14 protein-coding genes are annotated in these 17,337 nt (G+C 68.1%); 11 read left to right on the forward strand and 3 right to left on the reverse strand.

Translation table 11 applies throughout. From position 1 onward, the window contains the following. The first annotated feature begins 44 nt into the window (after positions 1-44). The 4 genes from CFB43_RS07870 (at position 45) to CFB43_RS07885 (ending at position 4,418) form a co-directional block, all read left to right on the forward strand. The gene (locus tag CFB43_RS07870; protein WP_089494677.1) at positions 45-1,058 is read left to right on the forward strand and encodes a Gfo/Idh/MocA family protein; all 1,014 of its coding nucleotides are present in this window, start codon (positions 45-47) and stop codon (positions 1,056-1,058) included. Between the two features lie 32 nt (positions 1,059-1,090). Continuing rightward, entirely contained in the window at positions 1,091-2,017 is a 927-nt protein-coding gene (locus tag CFB43_RS07875; protein ID WP_089494678.1) for a TIM barrel protein, read from the forward strand. Positions 2,018-2,070: 53 nt separating this feature from the next. Continuing rightward, positions 2,071-3,243: a Gfo/Idh/MocA family protein gene (locus tag CFB43_RS07880; RefSeq protein WP_089494679.1), complete on the forward strand. Its 1,173-nt coding sequence runs from the start codon at positions 2,071-2,073 to the stop codon at positions 3,241-3,243. A gap of 290 nt (positions 3,244-3,533) precedes the next feature. Next, the gene (locus CFB43_RS07885) at positions 3,534-4,418 is read left to right on the forward strand and encodes a MurR/RpiR family transcriptional regulator (RefSeq protein WP_089495281.1); all 885 of its coding nucleotides are present in this window, start codon (positions 3,534-3,536) and stop codon (positions 4,416-4,418) included. A gap of 68 nt (positions 4,419-4,486) precedes the next feature. Here CFB43_RS07885 and CFB43_RS07890 read toward each other — a convergent pair whose 3' ends face one another. Next, positions 4,487-6,007, reverse strand: a complete 1,521-nt coding sequence (locus CFB43_RS07890) for a CoA-acylating methylmalonate-semialdehyde dehydrogenase (RefSeq protein ID WP_089494680.1) — start codon at positions 6,005-6,007, stop codon at positions 4,487-4,489. Positions 6,008-6,121: 114 nt separating this feature from the next. On the opposite strand from CFB43_RS07890, the gene CFB43_RS07895 reads away from it, so the two are divergent. From CFB43_RS07895 to CFB43_RS07925, 7 genes are all read left to right on the forward strand, one after another. Next, positions 6,122-7,057 carry a LysR family transcriptional regulator gene (locus CFB43_RS07895; RefSeq protein WP_089439849.1) on the forward strand — a complete coding sequence of 312 codons (936 nt, stop codon included), beginning with the start codon at positions 6,122-6,124 and terminating at the stop codon, positions 7,055-7,057. Positions 7,058-7,174: 117 nt separating this feature from the next. Next, a complete protein-coding gene (locus tag CFB43_RS07900; RefSeq protein ID WP_006402122.1) occupies positions 7,175-7,402 on the forward strand; it encodes a sulfurtransferase TusA family protein in 228 nt (75 codons plus the stop codon). Between the two features lie 195 nt (positions 7,403-7,597). Beyond that, positions 7,598-8,020: a peptidase gene (locus CFB43_RS07905; RefSeq protein WP_089494681.1), complete on the forward strand. Its 423-nt coding sequence runs from the start codon at positions 7,598-7,600 to the stop codon at positions 8,018-8,020. A 266-nt stretch (positions 8,021-8,286) separates the two neighbouring features. Beyond that, complete coding sequence (locus tag CFB43_RS07910) at positions 8,287-8,991, forward strand: response regulator transcription factor (RefSeq protein ID WP_006490421.1); 705 nt, start codon at positions 8,287-8,289, stop codon at positions 8,989-8,991. Further along, entirely contained in the window at positions 8,988-10,349 is a 1,362-nt protein-coding gene (locus tag CFB43_RS07915; RefSeq protein WP_089494682.1) for a FecR family protein, read from the forward strand. The genes CFB43_RS07910 and CFB43_RS07915 overlap by 4 nt, the downstream gene beginning before the upstream one ends. Before the next feature lie 10 nt (positions 10,350-10,359). Beyond that, on the forward strand, positions 10,360-12,747 hold the full coding sequence (locus CFB43_RS07920) for a CHASE2 domain-containing protein (RefSeq protein ID WP_089494683.1): 2,388 nt from the start codon (positions 10,360-10,362) through the stop codon (positions 12,745-12,747). A gap of 37 nt (positions 12,748-12,784) precedes the next feature. Beyond that, a complete protein-coding gene (locus CFB43_RS07925) occupies positions 12,785-13,399 on the forward strand; it encodes a DUF4136 domain-containing protein (protein ID WP_089494684.1) in 615 nt (204 codons plus the stop codon). 58 nt (positions 13,400-13,457) lie between these two features. Here CFB43_RS07925 and galU read toward each other — a convergent pair whose 3' ends face one another. Together galU and CFB43_RS07935 are read right to left on the reverse strand one after the other, a co-directional pair. Continuing rightward, positions 13,458-14,342, reverse strand: coding sequence for a UTP--glucose-1-phosphate uridylyltransferase GalU (gene galU / locus CFB43_RS07930; protein WP_089425179.1), 885 nt, complete (start codon positions 14,340-14,342; stop codon positions 13,458-13,460). An 87-nt stretch (positions 14,343-14,429) separates the two neighbouring features. Then, positions 14,430-17,297: a valine--tRNA ligase gene (locus tag CFB43_RS07935; protein ID WP_089494685.1), complete on the reverse strand. Its 2,868-nt coding sequence runs from the start codon at positions 17,295-17,297 to the stop codon at positions 14,430-14,432. Positions 17,298-17,337 lie beyond the last annotated feature (40 nt).

A 17,337-nucleotide genomic window follows, 5' to 3' on the forward strand; every position in this document is an offset into this window, starting at 1 on the left:
TGCGGCGCGTGCCGCACCGCCAATGAACGACTGGAGACTGTTAGATGACCTTGCAAATCGGCGTGATCGGCTGCGGTGCGATCGGCCAGGACCATATTCGCAGACTGACCCGCACGCTGTCCGGCGCGCGCGTCGTGGCCGTCAACGACATCGATCCGCGGCAGGCGCGCGACGCGGTGGCGAAGTATGGGCTCGACGCGGAGATCTACGGCGACGGCCACGAGGTGGTCGCCGCCGCCGACGTGCAGGCCGTGCTCGTCACGTCGTGGGGGCCGACGCATGAAGCGTTCGTGCTCGACGCGATCGCGCACGGCAAGCCGGTGTTCTGCGAGAAGCCGCTCGCCGTGACCGCCGAAGGCTGCATGCGGATCGTCGAAGCCGAAGTCGCGCACGGCAAGCGGCTCGTGCAGGTCGGCTTCATGCGGCCGTACGACGAAGGCTATCGCGCGCTGAAGCGCGTGATCGACAGCGGCGAGATCGGCGCACCGCTGATGCTGCATTGCGCGCACCGCAACCAGTCGGTCGGCGAGCGCTACACGACCGACATGGCGATCACCGACACGCTGATCCACGAGCTCGACGTGCTGCGCTGGCTGCTCGGCGAGGACTACGTGAGCACGCAGGTCGTCTATCCGAGGAAGACGCGCCATGCGTCCGCGCATCTCGCCGATCCGCAGATCGTGCTGCTGGAAACCGCGAGCGGCGTGCGCATCGACGTCGAGATCTTCGTGAACTGCCAGTACGGCTACGACATCCAGTGCGAGGTGGTGGGCGAGCAGGGCATCGCGAAGCTGCCCGATCCGCCGGCCGTGGGGCTCAAGCATGCGGCGCGGCAGTCGGTCGAGATCATGACCGACTGGAAGGAGCGCTTCATCGCGTCGTACGACGTCGAGCTGCAGGCGTTCATCGACGGCGTGCGCGCGCATGCGCTCACCGGGCCGTCGGCGTGGGACGGCTACGCGGCGGCGGTCGCGGCCGACGCCTGCGTGCGTGCGCAAAAGAGCGGGGCGGTCGAGCCGATCGCGATGGCCGAACGCCCTGCGTTCTATCGCGGCTGAACCGCAGCCGCCTACCTGCCGGACTGACCGACATGACGATGAAGATGGGTTGCGCACCGTGCTGCTGGGGTGTCGACGACGTGAAGAATCCGCACCTGCCGCCCTGGCGGCAGGTGCTTGCCGAAGCCGCCGAGGCCGGCTACTCGGGCATCGAGCTCGGGCCGTACGGCTACATCCCGCTCGAACTCGACGTGGTGAGCGCGGAGCTCGAGCGGCAGCGCCTGAGCATCACCGCCGGCACGATCTTCGACGATCTGGTGTCGCCGGAGAACCTGCCGAACCTGTTGCGCCAGACGCGCGAGATCTGCGCGCTGATCACGCGGCTGCCGAAGCTGCCCACGCAGGACGGCCAGCGCTACGCGGCGCCGTACCTCGTCGTGATGGACTGGGGCCACGACGAACGCGACTACGCGGCGGGCCACGGTGAGCGCGCACCACGGCTGTCGGACGAAAGCTGGGCGGCGATGGTCGACCACATCCGGCAGATCGCGACGATCGCGCGCGACGAATACGGCGTGCGCACGGTGATTCATCCGCATGCGGGCGGCTACATCGAGTTCGCGGACGAGATCGACCGGATCGTCGCCGACATTCCGGCCGACACGGCCGGCCTCTGTCTCGACACGGGCCACCTGTACTACTCGGGCATGGATCCGCAGGCGTGGCTGCGCCGCCACGCGGCGCGCCTCGACTACGTGCATTTCAAGGACATCGACGCGGCCGTGTACGACGCGGTGATGGGCGAGCACATCGCGTTCTTCGCCGCCTGCGCGCGCGGCGTGATGTGCCCGATCGGCACCGGCGTGCTCGACTACCGGTCGATCCGGCAGGCGCTCGACGACATCGGCTACGCGGGATACATCACGATCGAGCAGGAGCGCGACCCGCGCAATGCCGGCACGAGCCTGCGCGACGTCGCCGCGAGCCGCGCGTTTCTCGCATCGGCCGGCTTCGCGTGATCCGCCGCACCACGCACCCTCTGAACTGAACACGGACCAGGAACACCCTCATCATGATTGACGGACAGATTCTGCTTGGACATTCGATTCGCTGGGGCATGGTCGGCGGCGGCCTCGGCAGCCAGATCGGCTACAGCCACCGGTCGGCCGCGCTGCGCGACGGCAGCTTCCAGCTGGTCGCGGGCGCGTTCGACATCGATCCCGAACGCGGCCGCCAGTTCGGCGTGAAGCTCGGCGTCGCGGCCGAGCGCTGCTATCCCGACTACGCGACGATGTTCGACGCCGAGGCGCGCCGCCCGGACGGCATTCGCGCGGTATCGATCGCGACGCCGAACAATACGCACTTCGAGATCTGCCGCGCCGCGCTGAACGCGGGGCTGCACGTGGTCTGCGAGAAGCCGCTGTGCTTCACGACCGAGGAGGCCGAGGCGCTGCAGCGGCTGTCGGTCGAGAAGAACCGGATCGTCGGCGTCGCGTACGGTTATTCCGGACACCAGATGATCGAGCAGGCGCGCGAGATGATCGCGCGCGGCGATCTCGGCGAGATCCGCATCGTGCAGATGCAGTTCGCGCACGGGTTCCACAGCGAGGGTGTCGAGGCCGCGAGCGCGGCCGCGCGCTGGCGCGTCGACCCGAAGTTCGCGGGCCCGAGCTACGTGCTCGGCGACATCGGCACGCATCCGCTGTACATCTCCGAGGTGATGGCGCCCGAGCTGAAGATCCGGCGCCTGATGTGTTCGCGGCAGAGCTTCGTGAAGAGCCGCGCGCCGCTGGAAGACAACGCGTTCACGATCATGGAATACGACACGGGTGCGGTCGGCTACGTGTGGTCGAGCGCGGTAAACGCGGGCTCGATGCACGGCCAGAAGGTGCGCGTGATCGGCTCGAAGGCGAGCGTCGAGTGGTGGGACGAGCATCCGAACCAGCTGCGCTACGAAGTGCAGGGGCAGCCCGCGCAGGTGCTCGATCGCGGGATGGGTTATCTGCATCCGCACGCATTGCGCGAGGATCGCATCGGCGCCGGGCATCCGGAAGGGCTGTTCGAGGCCTGGTCGAATCTGTATGCGCGCTTCGCGCTCGCGATGGATGCGGCCGACCGTGGCGACGTCGCGGCACTGAAGAACATCCGCTATCCGGACGTCCATGCGGGCGTGGAAGGCGTGCGCTGGGTCGAGAACTGCGTGCGCTCCGCCGATGCGGGCGGCGTGTGGGTCGACTATCGTTGAACCGGCGGCATGGGCCGGCCGCCGCGCGCCCGTCGCGCAAGGCTTTGCGCCGTCGGCCGGCGTTGGTAGACACCCTAATCTTTACGACGCCGCGAGCGCGTTGGACAATCGCTTCCAGTGTTGCCGTGGAGCGTAGGCAAGTGATGATCGAGCGCGTGGGAGCGAGTACGCGGCGCGGGCCGTGCCGCAAACGTGATTAAATTCGCCCTTCATGCATGTATCCAGGTGAGCCCCGGGCCGCGTTCGTCAACATCGCGCGCACGTCGGGGCCGTCAACTTCGCGCTATCCGATGAGTTCATCCGAGAAACCTCCCGCCACCGTCGAGCAGTTCCTGCAGCACCTGACGCAGGAATACGACGGTCTCAGCAATCGCCTGAAGGTGATTGCGCGCCACGTGGAAACGCATCGGGACCAGCTTGGCCTGGAGGGCATCCAGTCGCTCGCGGAAGCGTGCGGCGTCCAGCCGTCGGCCGTCGTGCGCTTCGCGAAGCATTTCGGCTTTTCCGGCTTCTCCGAGATGCAGAAGCTGTTCCGCGAGGGGCTCGCGCAGCAGATTGCACCGGGGCGCGCGTACAACCTGCGGCTGCGCGACGTGATCGAAGCGGGCTCGTCGAGCCTGCAGCCCGAGCAGATCGCCGACGAATTCATCAAGGGCAGCATCGCCGGGATGCAGCAGCTGCGGCAGACGCTCGATTCCCAGGCGCTCGCGCAGGCCGTCGACTTGCTCGCCGAGACGCAGGCGATCTGGATCGCGGGCTCGCGGCGCGCGTTTCCGATTGCGGTCTATCTCGACTATGCGCTGCAGCACACCGACAAGCGCATCGGGCTGTTCAGCGCGCTCGGCAGCATGCATCTCGGGCAGATCCGTTCGGTGCGCGAGGGCGACGTGATGATCGTCATCTCGTTCATGCCGTATGCGGAGGAAACCGTGCAGGTGGCGCAGCAGGCCGTGCAGCGCGGCGCACGGCTGATCGCGATCACCGACAGCCGGATGAGCCCGCTGGCGCGGGAGGCCGAGGTGACGCTGATGGTGCAGGACAGCGCGACCTTCGGCTTCCGCGCGTTGACGGCCACGATGGGTCTTGCACAGAGCCTGTTCGTCGCGCTCGCGTACCGGCTCGAACTGTCGTACCTGCCGACCGCCGACGGCGCGCACGGCACGCAGGCCGGCTGACGCTTCCTGCCGGTGCTGCCGGCGCACCGCCCGCGCGACGGCGCAGCGGGCGGCGTGCCGTCTGACGGTTACTTCGCGGTCGGCATCGCGAATTCGGCGCCCTTGCCGATGCTCGACGACCAGCGCTGCATCACCGACTTCTGGCGCGTGTAGAAGCGCACGCCTTCCTCGCCGTACGCATGCATGTCGCCGAACAGGCTCTTCTTCCAGCCGCCGAAGCCATGCCACGCCATCGGCACCGGAATCGGCACGTTGATGCCCACCATGCCGACCTGGATGCGCCGCGCGAACTCGCGCGCGATGCCGCCGTCGCTCGTGAAGCACGACACGCCGTTACCGAATTCATGCGCGTTGATCAGGTCGACCGCTTCGCCGAAGTCCTTCACGCGCACGCAGCCGAGCACGGGCCCGAAGATTTCTTCCTTGTAGATGCGCATGTCGGGCGTCACGTGATCGAACAGCGTGCCGCCGGTGAAGAAGCCGGCCTCGCGGCCCGGCACACGCAGCCCGCGGCCGTCGACGACCAGTTGCGCGCCTTCGTTCACGCCTTGCTCGATATAGCCTTCGATGCGCTTGAGTGCTTCGCCGGTGACGATCGGACCCATCTCGACTTCCGGCGACATGCCGTCGCCGATCACCAGCTTGCGCGCGCGCTCGGCCACCAGCGGCACGATCTGGTCCGCGATGTCGCCCACCAGCACCGCGACGCTGATCGCCATGCAGCGTTCGCCGGCCGAGCCGTACGCGGCGCCGATCAGTGCATCGACGGCCTGCTCGAGGTTCGCGTCGGGCATCACGACGAGGTGGTTCTTCGCGCCGCCGAGCGCCTGCACGCGCTTGCCGGATTGCACGGCGCGCTGCTGCACGTAGGCCGCGATCGGCGTCGAGCCGACGAAGCTGACGGCCTGCACGTCGGGGTGGTCGAGCAGCGCGTCGACCGCGCCCTTGTCGCCCTGCACGACGTTGAACACGCCGGCCGGGAGACCTGCCTGCGTGAGCAGGTCGGCGATGAACAGGGCCGCCGACGGGTCGCGCTCGCTCGGCTTCAGCACGAACGTGTTGCCCGTCGCGATCGCGACCGGGAACATCCAGCACGGCACCATGCACGGGAAGTTGAACGGCGTGATGCCCGCGACGACGCCGAGCGGCTGGCGCATCGTCCAGTTGTCGATGCCGGTGCTGACCTGGTCGGTGAAGTCGCCCTTCAGCAGTTGCGGCACGCCGCACGCGAATTCGATGATGTCGATGCCGCGGGCGACTTCGCCTTGCGCATCGGAGAACACCTTGCCGTGCTCGGCCGTGATGATCGCCGCGAGGGTGTCGCGGTGCTCGTTCATCAGTTGCAGGAAGCGGTGCAGCACGCGCGCGCGGCGGATCGGCGGCGTCGCGGCCCAGTCCGGGAACGCGGCGTGGGCGGACGCGACGGCCTGCTCGACTTCGTCGTTGCCGGCGAGCGCCACGCGGCGCACCGCGCGGCCGAGCGCCGGGTTGAGGACGTCCTGGAAGCGGCCGCTGCGGCCGGCGACGGGCGCGCCGTCGACATAGTGGCCGACGTCGGCGTCGGAGGTGTACGCGGGAACCGGATTCATCGTGTCTCCTGGGGGATCGGGTGAGGGTGGACAGCACCCAGTCTAGGCAAACGGGCAGGGCGGGAGAAGGCCGCGCAGCTTGATTCACTGTTCAGAATTCTGAATAATCACCGGATGAATCAGCAAAATGTCCAGGCGCTCTGGCCGCATATCCATTCGCTGACGGTGCTGGCCGCGGCCGGCAGTTTCACGGCCGCCGCGCAGCGGCTCGGCATCAGCAAGGCCGCGATGAGCCAGCGCATTGCCGATCTCGAAAAGGCGGCCGGCGTGCCGCTCGTGCGGCGCACGACGCGCAGCGTGCGGCTCACCGACGCGGGCCAGACGCTCGTCGACAGCACGCGCGATGCGTTCGAGTCGATCGGGCAGCACTTCGCGCGCGTGAAGGACCTGGCCGGCGAGCCGCGCGGCCTGCTGCGCCTTACGGTGCCGGTCGCGCTCGGGCGCCAGCAGGTCGTGCCGCACCTGCCCGATTTCCTGCGGCAGCATCCGGGCGTGCAGATCGAGCTCGACCTGTCGGACCGGCTGCATTCGCTGACGCAGGAGGGTTTCGACCTCGCGATCCGCCATACGACCACCGCGCCGCAGACCCACGTTGCGTGGAAGCTGTGCGACACGCGCTCGCTGCTCGTCGCGAGCCGCGACTATCTCGACGCGCGCGGCGCGCCGCGGCACCCGAGCGAACTCGTCGAGCACAGCTGCCTGTGCTACCTGCGCGACAACGAGCCGGCCGCCTGGAGCTTCGAGCCGCACGGCCGGCGGCGCGAGCGCGTGAGCGTGCCGGTGCGCGGCAGCTTCGCGGCGAACAACAGCGAGGCGATGCGCGAGGCCGCGCTCGGCGGGCTCGGCATCGCGCTGCTGCCGGATTTCAGCGCGCAGCGCGATCTCGACGCCGGCCGGCTGGTCGCGCTGCTCGACGGCTGGCGGCCGTCGGGCGCGTTCGGCGACCACATCTTCGCGATCCGTCCGTACAGCCCGGTCGTGCCGAGCGCGGTGCGCGCGCTCGTGCGGCACCTGCGCGAACGGCTCGCGGGCGGCTTTTCGGGCACCTGAGCCCGGTGTCCGCGGGCGTCGGGCTGCTGGCGGCCCGGGCAGGCGCGGCGGCGCTGCGGTAAAATCACGGCTTCTCTCCGCGCCTTGAATGGCGCGTCATTCGAAGGTCGACAGCCGATGCAGATTCACAAGGAAGTGGACGCGCGCGGGCTCAATTGCCCGTTGCCGATCCTGCGTGCCAAGAAAGCGCTCGCCGATATGGAAAGCGGGCAGATCCTCAAGGTGCTCGCGACCGATCCCGGCTCGCAGCGCGATTTCGCCGCGTTCGCGAAGCAGACGGGCAACGAGATCGTCGAATCGACGACGCAGGACAAGACCTTCGTGTTCCTGATGCGCCGCCGCTGACGGCCCGTATCGCGGTGCCGGCAGCGCCTGGCGCCGGTCACACTTTTCTGACAATTCTTAAACCTCGCTGCGTGATCGGCTGCGTATACTGATCCGGCCGGTCGTCCGCTCCCAGCGGATGCGCCGGCCACGGTACGTCGTACGGCGGGCACGGGGGCCATGCCTGATGCTACCGTCGTACAACGGGGAGAGGACATGTCCTTCAGACCAGGGACCATTCGAAGTCCGTCCGGAGCGGAACGCAGCGTATCGGGACTGAGCCGTATCGAGCTCGACCCGCAACAGGATCGCCACGCGCGTGCCGCGCTGGAGGCCTACGCGGATTCCGCCGCGGCCGAGATGCCGTGGCTGGCCGAGTGGCTCGACGAACGCCTGCGCGATGCCGCGCAGGACGACGGCTCGGGCCTGACCTACTGCGGTGCGACGATCGAGCGCGTGTTCGATCTGGCGCAGGCGTGGGCGGCGAGCCAGCCGGACTACGCGGCCGCCGCGTGGGAGCGCGTGCGCGGCCAGCTGCAGCGGATGCTTGTAAAACCGGCGCGTCCGGAGCCGCTGTCGCATCGCGTACCGGCCGACGACGTCGCCGAGCCGGTGGCGGGCATCGCGGGCGCCGATTAGACGCTCGATTGCGCGGCAGGAAGGATTATTCGAAGAAAAGACGGTAGTCCGCGCAATTTATTGGCGAATTTCATACTACTATGATGAAATCGCCGGTTCGTCCGTGCCCCGTTTTTGAGATATTTGCCGGGGTCGCCGGTTTGCGCAGGTGACGCGAGCGGCGAACGACGGCCCGCCGGCCGGTATCCGGAAGCCGCGCACGTGCTGCGCGGCCGGGTGGGGCGGGGAGCTGAACAGGACGAATCGATTTCGATTTGCGGGGTGCTATGAGAATTGCTGTACTGGATGACGATCCGGCCCAGACGGATTTCGTCAGTCAAACGCTGACGGCCGTTGGCCATACGTGCTACGCGTTCAAGGAAGGCAAGGCCCTGAAGAAGCGCCTGCAGCGCGAGACGTTCGATCTGCTGGTGCTCGACTGGAACGTGCCCGACATGTCCGGCGAGGAAGTGCTGAAGTGGGTGCGCGCCAATCAGACCGAGCACAGCCTGCCGATCATCTTCATGACGAGCCGTGACGACGAGGCGGGGATCACGCAGATCCTCAACGCCGGCGCCGACGACTACGTGGTCAAGCCGGTGTCGGGCCCGATCCTGCGCGCGCGCATCGGCTCGCTGCTGCGTCGCGCGTATCCGGTCAACGCCGAGGCCACCGTTCGCGAATTCGATCAATTCCGTTTCGACGTGAACCTGAAGCAGGCCTACGTCGGCGACAAGGCCGTGAGCCTCACGCAGAAGGAATTCGAACTCGCGCTGCTGCTGTTCCAGCACCTCGACCGGCCGCTGTCGCGCGCGCACATTCTCGATCTGGTCTGGAAGCAGGCGACCGACATCCCGTCGCGCACGATGGATACGCACATCTCGATGCTGCGCACCAAGCTCGGCCTGCGGCCCGAAAACGGTTATCGCCTCGCGCCGATCTACGGCTACGGCTACCGGCTCGAACGGGTCGGGCAGGGAGAACCGGAGTGACCACGGGAATCACGCAGCGCACGGCGAACCTGCGCACGGTCGCGCGGCGCGCAGCCTGCGCGGTCGCGTTTGCGTTCGCCGCGCAGCATGCGGCGGCCCAGCCGCCCGCGGCGGCGGGCAAGATGGTCGTCTACCGCACGCAGGCGGGCGACACGCTGTACGATGTCGCCGCGCGCTATCTGCAGGGCGCGGACGACTGGCAACTGCTGCAACAGATCAACGGCGTGCCCGCGCCGAAGCACCTGCAGCCCGGCATCGCGCTGAAGCTGCCGGTGGCGCGCCTGCGCAAGGAAAAGCTGACCGCGCGCGTCATCGCGGTGCAGGGCACGGCCGAACGCGCGTCCGGCGATGCATTTGCGCCGCTCGCGAACGACGCGACGCTCGCCGAGGGCGATCGCGTGCGCACGGGCCCGAACGGCTTCGTGACGCTCGAGCTCGCCGACGGCACGCACATGAGCCTGCCGCCCGACAGCCAGCTCGACCTGAAGGCGCTGCGCCGCACGGTGCTGACCGGCACGCTCGATCGTGAGTTCGAACTCACGCGCGGCTCGGTCGACAGCGAGGTCACCCATCTGAAGAAACGCGACGACCGCTTCCAGATCCGGTCGCCGTCGGTCGTGGCCGGCGTGCGCGGCACGCACTTTCGCGTGAACTACGACGCGGCCGGCAATGCGTCGACGCGCGTCGAAGTGCTCGACGGCACCGTCGGCGTCGCGGGCGGCCGGAAGCCCGCCGATCCGACGCTCGTGCATGCGAATTTCGGCAGCGTCGCGACGTCGTCCGGCGCGGTCGGCGCGCCCGTCGAGCTGCTGCCCGCGCCGGCGCTCGCGCATCCCGACAAGGTGCAGGACGAGCCCGAGGTCGCCTTCGACGTCGCGCCGCTCGCCGACGCGCATGCGTACCGCGTGCAACTCGCGCACGACGCCGGGCTGCTCGACCTGTTCCGCGAAACGCGCACCGATTCGCCGCGCGCGGTTTTCCGCGACGTCCCGAACGGGAACTACTTCGTGCGGGTCGCCGCGATCGACGCGAACGGTCTCGAGGGCCGGCCCCGGACGTACGCGTTCGAACGCCGCGTGATGGGGCTCGACGCAAGCGCGTCGCCTGGCGCCGGCGGCTACGAGTTCCGCTGGTCGCCGAACGGGTCGGGCAAGAATGCGCGCTACCGGTTCGTGCTGTCGCGCTCGAAGGACCTGAGCGCGCCGGTCGTCGACCAGGTCGGCCTGCATACGCGCCAGATCACCGTCGCGCACCTGCCGCCGGGCGAGTATTTCTGGGCCGTGACCGTCGAGGAGTTCGAGGGCGGCAAGTTCTACGAGAAGACCAGTCCGGTCAGCGCGTTCACGCTGTCGCGCTGATCCGCGGCGCATGAAACCCGATTCCGTTTCTCCGCGGCGGCACCTCGGCCGCCGCTTCCTGATCGAATGGATCGCGATCGGCTGCCTCGGGATCGCGGTGATCCTCGCGTGCGCGCTCGGCCGGCTGTCGGCGAGCGTTGACGGCCTGATCTACGACCGGCTGCTGATGCTGCGCAGCCTGCCGCTGTCACCCGACGTGGTCGTCGTCGACATCGACAACCAGAGCGTGTCCGCGCTCGGCCGCTGGCCGTGGTCGCGCGACGTGCATGCACGGCTGCTCGACACGCTGGCGCGCGCGCAGCCGGCCGCCGTCGTCTACGACGTGCTGTTTACCGAACCGTCGCCGGAAGATCGCGCGTTCGCGGACGCCATGACCCACGTGCCGACCTTCCTGCCGGTGCTGCTGAGCCCCGAGCAGGCGGACGGCACGCGCGCGGTCGATCCGCCGGTGGCCGCGCTCGCGGCGCGCGCGGTCGGGCTCGGCCACATCAACCTCGAAGTCGACCGCGACGGCATCGTACGCAGCGTGGCGCTGTACGAAAGCGACGGCCGCGTGCGCTGGCCGCAGCTGATGGTGCCCGTCTACCGCGCGATCCTGGGCGGCCAGCTGCATCCGGTCGGCGGTGCGCCCGGCGCGCATGCGCACGACCTGTCGCGCGACGCGACCAGCGAGGGCCGCTACCTGATCCCGTTCAGCCGCAACACGCCCGCGTATCCGACGCTGTCGTTCGACGACGTCCTCGAAGGGCGCGTGAAACCCGACGCGCTGCGCGGCAAGATCGTCGTCGTCGGCGTGACGGCGTCGGGGCTGTACGACCGCTTCGCCACGCCCGTATCCGGCGAGTTCGGGCCGCTCGCCGGCGTGTATATCCATGCCAACGTGCTCGACATGCTGGCGACCGGCAGCGCGATCTCGCCGGCGTCGCGCGCCGGGCTGTTCGTTGCGTCGCTGCTGCCGCTCGCCGTGCTGCTGGGCGGCTTCCTGATGCTGTCGCCGTGGCGCGCGCTGCTGCTGACGCTGAGCCTGGCCGCGCTGGCCGTCGTCGCGAGCATGGCGCTGCTGTTCGAGGCGCGCATCTGGCTGTCGCCGGCGCCCGCGATCTTCGGGCTGATCGCCGTCTACCCGATCTGGAACTGGCGGCGTCTGGAAATGACGATGTCGTATCTGCGCCGCGAGCTGCAGCGGCTCGCCGACGAGCCGCACCTGCTGCCCGAGGCGCCGCGCACGCGCAGCGTCGGCGGCGACGTGCTCGAGCGGCAGATGGCGCTGATGGCGCAAGCCGCGCAGCGCGTGCAGGACATGAAGCGCTTCGTGTGGGACAGCCTCGACAGCATGCCCGAGCCGATCTTCGTGACCGACCTGGCCGGCACCGTGCTGATCGCGAACCATGCGGCCAAGCGCTACGGGTCGCGCCTGTCGCTGCCGCTGCCGGAAGGCCGGCCGCTGCGCACCGCGCTCGGCGAGCTGACCTTCATGAAGACCGTCGACGGCAACGCCGAACACGACGCGGCGATCCGCGAACACTGGCCGGCCGCACTCGACCCGACGCTCGAGGCCGAGCACGACGCGATGGCGCGCGGCATCGAGGTGCGCGATCGTGACGGGCTCGACCATCTGCTACGCTACGCGGCGTGTACGAACGCGCAGGGCCGCGTGACGGGCTGGATCGCCGGCCTCGTCGACGTGACCGAACTGCACGCGGCCGAGCGGCAGCGCGAGGAAGCGCTGCACCTGCTGTCGCACGACATGCGCTCGCCGCAGTCGTCGATTCTCGCGCTCGTCGAGATCGAGCGCGACCGTGCCGAGACCGACGCGATGCGCGGGCTGCTCGCGCGGATCGAGCGCTATGCGCACCGCGCGCTGTCGCTGGCCGACGAGTTCGTGCAGCTGGCGCGCGCGGAGTCGCAGGTGTACCAGCTCGAGGTGACGAGCCTCGTCGACGTGCTGATCGATGCGAGCGACGAGGTGTGGCCGCAGGCGCAGGCGAAGCACATTCGCGTCGACACCGACGTCGGCACCGAGATGTGCTGGGTGCGCGCGGACCGCTCGCTGATCACGCGCGCGTTCGTGAACCTGCTGAACAATGCAGTCAAATACAGTCCGTCCGATACCGTGATCACGTGTACGCTGGCGGTCGAGCACGCGTCGAAACGGATGTTCTGTACGATTCGCGATCAGGGATACGGCATTGCGCCGGAAGATCAGCGGCATCTGTTCGAGCGTTTCAAGCGATTCCATGCCGGCGAGCGGCCCGAAATCTCGGGCTCCGGGCTCGGCATGGCATTCGTGAAGACGGTCGTCACGCGCCATGGGGGCAGCGTGTCGGTCGACAGCGAGGTGGGTGTCGGCACCGCGGTGACGGTGTCGCTGCCCGCGATCGACGAGCCGTCCGCCTGACAGGGCCGGGCGCGACGGCAGGCATTTGGGGAAAGCCATGAGAAAGGAATGGGCAGCGACCGCGCTGGCGGCGTCGCTGTTGACGGGTTGCGCCGGCGTGACGAGCGGCGTCAGTGCGGTCGGGCAGCCGAACGCGTTCGCATCCGGTGCGCACGGCTACGATTTCGTGCGGACGGCCGCGCAGGCCGATGATGCCGAATACCGGCAGATCGAGACGCTCGTGCGTGACGAACTCGCGCACCGCGGCTTCGATGCGAAGCCGCTCGCGGCCGCGCGCTACCGGCTGTCGATCGCGTATGCGACGCAGCCGGCCTCGGTCGCGGCGCGCGCCGACGGGTGCGGGGCCGCGAGCAGCGCATGCGTGACGGTCGACGGGCCGGCGCCGTTCGCGCTGCCGTTCATGGGCCGCGTGTATCGCCATGTGCTGACGTTGCGCTTCGTCGACGCGAAATCGGGCGCCGACGTCTACCGGGTTTCGGCCGCGCTGCGCGATCGCGATCCCGGCACGCAGCAGGCCGCGCCGGCGCTCGTGAAGAGCGCACTCGCGAAGCTGCCGTTCGGCGACGGCGGCGGCTGGCTCGTCAAGACGAAAAAAGACGACGCGGGCGGGATGCCGGGCGTCGTCTCGGTGAAGCCGGCCGAAGCGCGCTGAGCGTCGGCCGGTGAGGTGAGGGCGGGCTCGCCGGAGCGGGCCCTTGCCCTTGCCGCGTTCAGGCGGCCGGGTGTGCGCCGTCGCGCGTGCGCAGGTACGCGTCGAACTCCGCGCCGACTTCCGCGTGGCGCAGCGCGAATTCGACCGTCGCCTTCAGGTAGCCGAGCTTGCTGCCGCAGTCGTAGCGCGTGCCCTGGTACTTGTAGGCCAGCACTTGCTCGTCGGCGAGCAGCGCCTGGATCGCGTCGGTGAGCTGCAGCTCGCCGCCCGCGCCGGGCTTCAGCGCACGCAGGTGCTCGAAGATCCGCGGCTTCAGGATGTAGCGGCCGACCACGCCGAGGTTCGACGGCGCGACTTCCGGCGCCGGCTTCTCGACGATCGCCGACATCTTGACGATCGACTCTTCCCACTCCTTGCCGTCGACGATCCCGTACGACTTCGTCTCCGACGGCGGGATCTCTTCGACGCCGATCACCGAGCTGTGATAGTGGTCGAACACGTCGACCATCTGTTTCATCACGGGCGGGTTGCCGTCGAGCAGGTCGTCCGCGAGGATCACCGCGAACGGGTTGTCGGCCACCAGCTTTTCCGCGCACAGCACCGCATGACCGAGGCCGAGCGCTTCCGGCTGGCGCACGTAGAAGCAGTCGACATGGCTCGGCTTGATGCTGCGCACCAGTTCGAGCAGCTTTTCCTTGCCGCGCGCCTCGAGTTCGGCCTCGACCTCGTACGACTTGTCGAAGTGGTCCTCGATCGCGCGCTTGCTGCGCCCGGTGACGAAGATCATCTCGGTGATGCCGGCGGCGATCGCTTCTTCGACCGCGTACTGGATCAGCGGCTTGTCGACGACCGGCAGCATTTCCTTGGGGCTCGCTTTCGTTGCCGGGAGGAACCGCGTGCCGAGACCAGCAACGGGGAACACTGCCTTGGTAACTTTCAACATGATCGAACCTTTATTCCTGTAATCGACTTGTCAGATGGTCTATGTTCACGTCCCCATTATAGTGAACGCAAACGACCTTACCCTTTGTTACGCAGGCAACCGATCGAGCTGCGCGCGCAGTTTGTCCAGCGTGCTCTGGAATTCCGCGACGCGCTTCTGCTCCTGTTCGACCACGGCCGGCGGCGCTTTCGCGACGAACGCCTCGTTGCCGAGCTTGGCATTGCACTTCGTGATCTCGTTCGTCAGGCGCGTGATTTCCTTCGACAGGCGCTCGCGTTCGGCCGCGACGTCGATCTCGACCTTCAGCACCAGCTTGTTCGGCCCGACGATCGCGATCGGCGCGCCGTGCGCTTCCTTGTCGAGCGTCGCTTCGTCCGCGAGGATCTGCACCTCCGACAGGCGCGCGAGCGCCTGGACGTACGGCGCGAACGAGCGCAGGCGCTCGGCATCGCCGGCTGCGAGCAGCGGCACCTTGGTGGCCGGCGACAGGTTCATCTCGCCGCGCAGGTTGCGGCACGCGTCGACGATCGCCTTCAGGTCGGCCGCCCACTGTTCGGACACCTCGTCGATCTTCTGCAGGTTCGCGACCGGGTACGCCTGCGTCATCAGCGACGCTTCGCCTTCGGCCAAGCCCCGCGGATACCGGCCCGCGAGCGGTGCGACCTTCTGCCAGAGCGCTTCGGTGATGAACGGGATGATCGGATGCGCGAGGCGCAGCACCGTCTCGAGCACGCGCAGCAGCGTGCGGCGCGTCGCGCGCTGCTGTTCCGGCGTGCCGTTCTGGATCTGCACCTTCGCGAGTTCGAGATACCAGTCGCAGTACTCGTCCCACACGAACTTGTAGATGCCGCTGGCGATGTTGTCGAAGCGGTAATCGGCGAAGCCCTTCGCGATGTCGGCCTCCGTGCGCTGCAGCAGCGACACGATCCAGCGGTCGGCCGCCGAGAAGTCGAGGTAGCCGCCCGGGCCGCAATCGCCCGCGCCGCAGACTTCCGGCTTGTCGCTGCCGCAGTCGTGGCCTTCGCAGTTCATCAGCACGAAGCGCGTGGCGTTCCACAGCTTGTTGCAGAAGTTGCGATAGCCTTCGCAGCGCGCGAGGTCGAAGTTCACGTTGCGGCCGAGCGTCGCCATCGACGCCATCGTGAAGCGCAGCGCGTCGGTGCCGAACGCGGCGATGCCGTCCGGGAATTCCTTGCGCGTCTTCTTCTCGATCGTCGCGGCCTGCTTCGGGTTCATCAGGCCCGTCGTGCGCTTCGCGACCAGCGTGTCGAGGTCGATGCCGTCGACGATGTCGATCGGGTCGAGCGTGTTGCCCTTGCTCTTCGACATCTTCTGGCCTTCCGCGTCGCGCACGAGGCCGTGCACGTAGACGGTGTGGAACGGCACCTTGCCCGTGAAGTGCGTGGTCATCATCACCATCCGGGCGACCCAGAAGAAGATGATGTCGAAGCCCGTGACGAGCACCGACGACGGCAGGAAGTGCTTCAGTTCAGGCGTTTCGTTCGGCCAGCCGAGCGACGAGAACGGCACGAGCGCCGACGAGAACCACGTATCGAGCACGTCTTCGTCGCGCTTCAGCGCACCCGTGTAGCCCTTCGCGGCAGCCTGCGCGCGCGCTTCTTCCTCGTTGCGCGCGACGAACACCTCGCCGTTCTCGCCATACCACGCGGGAATCTGATGGCCCCACCACAGCTGGCGCGAGATGCACCAGTCCTGGATGTTCTCGAGCCACTGGTAGTAGGTGGTCGTCCAGTTTTCCGGGACGAACTTGATCTGGCCGCTGCGCACGACGTCGAGCGACGTTTCCGTGATCGACTTGCCCGGATTGAACGTGCCTTCCGGCGCCGGCTTCGTCATCGCGACGAACCACTGGTCGGTCAGCATCGGCTCGATCACGACGCCCGTGCGGTCGCCGCGCGGCACCATCAGCTTGTGCGGCTTCACCGAGTCGAGGAAACCCGCTGCGTCGAGGTCGGCGACGATCGCCTTGCGCGCGTCGAAGCGGTCGAGGCCGCGATACTGCTCGGGGCCGTTGTCGTTGATCTTCGCGTCGAGCGTCAGGATCTCGATCGGCGCGAGCTTGTGGCGCTGGCCGACCTGGTAGTCGTTGAAGTCGTGCGCGGGCGTGACCTTCACGACGCCCGTGCCGAACTCGCGATCGACGTAGTCGTCGGCGATCACCGGGATCTGGCGGCCCGTCAGCGGCAGCGTGACGAGCTTGCCGATCAGGTGCGCGTAGCGCTCGTCTTCCGGGTGGACCATCAGCGCGACGTCGCCGAGCATCGTTTCCGGGCGCGTCGTGGCCACGGTCAGCGAACCCGAGCCGTCGACGAGCGGGTAGCGGATGTGCCACAGGTGGCCGTTTTCCTCTTCGCTCACGACTTCGAGGTCGGACACGGCGGTCAGCAGCACCGGATCCCAGTTCACGAGGCGCTTGCCGCGGTAGATCAGGCCCTGTTCAAAGAGCGTGACGAACACGTCGCGCACGGCGGCCGACATCTTGTCGTCCATCGTGAAGTATTCGCGCGACCAGTCGGTCGACGCGCCGAGGCGGCGCACCTGGCCGGTGATCGTCGAGCCCGACTTTTCCTTCCATTCCCACACGCGTTCGACGAACTTCTCGCGGCCGAGGTCGTGGCGCGATACGCCCTGTGCATCGAGCTGGCGCTCGACGACGATCTGGGTCGCGATCCCCGCGTGGTCGGTGCCGGGCACCCACAGCGTATTCTCGCCGAGCATCCGGTGGTAGCGGGTGAGGCCGTCCATGATCGTCTGGTTGAACGCGTGGCCCATGTGCAGCGTGCCCGTCACGTTCGGCGGCGGCAACTGGATCGAGAAATCGGGGCGGGCCGGATCGAAGGCCGGGGCCGCGTAGCCGCGCTTTTCCCACTCCGGCCCCCATTGGGACTCGATGGTGTGGGGCTCGAAGCTCTTCGCAAGCGTGTTGTCGCTCATGTTGGAAATCTGCCGAAAAATGCGTGAATTGGATGCCGAA

This window comes from Burkholderia sp. AU15512 (assembly GCF_002223325.1).
GTDB lineage: Bacteria > Pseudomonadota > Gammaproteobacteria > Burkholderiales > Burkholderiaceae > Burkholderia.

What these genes read in the sequence shown, in the direction of transcription:
- CFB43_RS07870 (WP_089494677.1), top strand. Translation starts at nt 45, where the DNA reads ATGACCTTGCAAATCGGCGTGATCGGCTGCGGTGCGATCGGCCAGGAC.
- CFB43_RS07875 (WP_089494678.1), top strand. Translation starts at nt 1,091, where the DNA reads ATGACGATGAAGATGGGTTGCGCACCGTGCTGCTGGGGTGTCGACGAC.
- CFB43_RS07880 (WP_089494679.1), top strand. Translation starts at nt 2,071, where the DNA reads ATGATTGACGGACAGATTCTGCTTGGACATTCGATTCGCTGGGGCATG.
- CFB43_RS07885 (WP_089495281.1), top strand. Translation starts at nt 3,534, where the DNA reads ATGAGTTCATCCGAGAAACCTCCCGCCACCGTCGAGCAGTTCCTGCAG.
- CFB43_RS07890 (WP_089494680.1), bottom strand. Translation starts at nt 6,007, where the DNA reads ATGAATCCGGTTCCCGCGTACACCTCCGACGCCGACGTCGGCCACTAT.
- CFB43_RS07895 (WP_089439849.1), top strand. Translation starts at nt 6,122, where the DNA reads ATGAATCAGCAAAATGTCCAGGCGCTCTGGCCGCATATCCATTCGCTG.
- CFB43_RS07900 (WP_006402122.1), top strand. Translation starts at nt 7,175, where the DNA reads ATGCAGATTCACAAGGAAGTGGACGCGCGCGGGCTCAATTGCCCGTTG.
- CFB43_RS07905 (WP_089494681.1), top strand. Translation starts at nt 7,598, where the DNA reads ATGTCCTTCAGACCAGGGACCATTCGAAGTCCGTCCGGAGCGGAACGC.
- CFB43_RS07910 (WP_006490421.1), top strand. Translation starts at nt 8,287, where the DNA reads ATGAGAATTGCTGTACTGGATGACGATCCGGCCCAGACGGATTTCGTC.
- CFB43_RS07920 (WP_089494683.1), top strand. Translation starts at nt 10,360, where the DNA reads ATGAAACCCGATTCCGTTTCTCCGCGGCGGCACCTCGGCCGCCGCTTC.
- CFB43_RS07925 (WP_089494684.1), top strand. Translation starts at nt 12,785, where the DNA reads ATGAGAAAGGAATGGGCAGCGACCGCGCTGGCGGCGTCGCTGTTGACG.
- galU (WP_089425179.1), bottom strand. Translation starts at nt 14,342, where the DNA reads ATGTTGAAAGTTACCAAGGCAGTGTTCCCCGTTGCTGGTCTCGGCACG.
- CFB43_RS07935 (WP_089494685.1), bottom strand. Translation starts at nt 17,297, where the DNA reads ATGAGCGACAACACGCTTGCGAAGAGCTTCGAGCCCCACACCATCGAG.